Raw genomic sequence first — 519 nt, 5'->3', positions numbered from 1 at the left:
CGCCGTGAGGTTGCCGTTGACGGTCAGCGAGGTCGGGCCGGAGGGCGCCAGGGTGCCCCCATTGCCGATCGTGATCGCACCCAGGCTGCCCTCGCCTTCGACGCGGCCGCCGGCATTGATCGCGATGGCGCCGCCGAGACGCGCCGAGCCCGCCATCCTGAGCGTGCTGCTCGCCACCGTCACAGCGCCCGAAAAACCCGAACTGTCGCCCGTCAGGATCGTCGTGCCCGAGAGCAGCCGGATCGTCCCCACGCCCGCGCCGGCGCTGGAGAGCGCCGCATCGAAGCGATAATCCGACGCCGTGTGGTTGAAGACGAGCGCACCGGCTGTCGAGATTTGCACGCCACCGGTCTTCAGGAATCCGGGAGCGGCTGCCGGAGCCCCGGCACCAGCACCGATGTTCAAGGAGCTGGGGCCGTAATCCTTCAAGGCGATGACATATTTGCCGGTATCGATCAGCCCGCCATCCGAGACCGTTGCGGTTGCGGCTCCGCCGCCGAGCCCCGACAGGGTGAAGGC

1 protein-coding gene is annotated in these 519 nt (G+C 68.8%); it reads right to left on the bottom strand.

The features are described 5' to 3' along the window. The coding region (locus tag AB4Y92_RS25485) for a hypothetical protein (RefSeq protein ID WP_441822151.1) at positions 1-519 on the bottom strand (519 nt) is incomplete at both ends.

Source organism: Lysobacter sp. TAB13, assembly GCF_052113885.1.
Classification (GTDB): domain Bacteria; phylum Pseudomonadota; class Gammaproteobacteria; order Xanthomonadales; family Xanthomonadaceae; genus Lysobacter; species Lysobacter gummosus.
The sequence above is the reverse complement of the archived record's forward strand: the minus strand, read 5'-3'. Positions and strand labels throughout refer to the sequence as shown.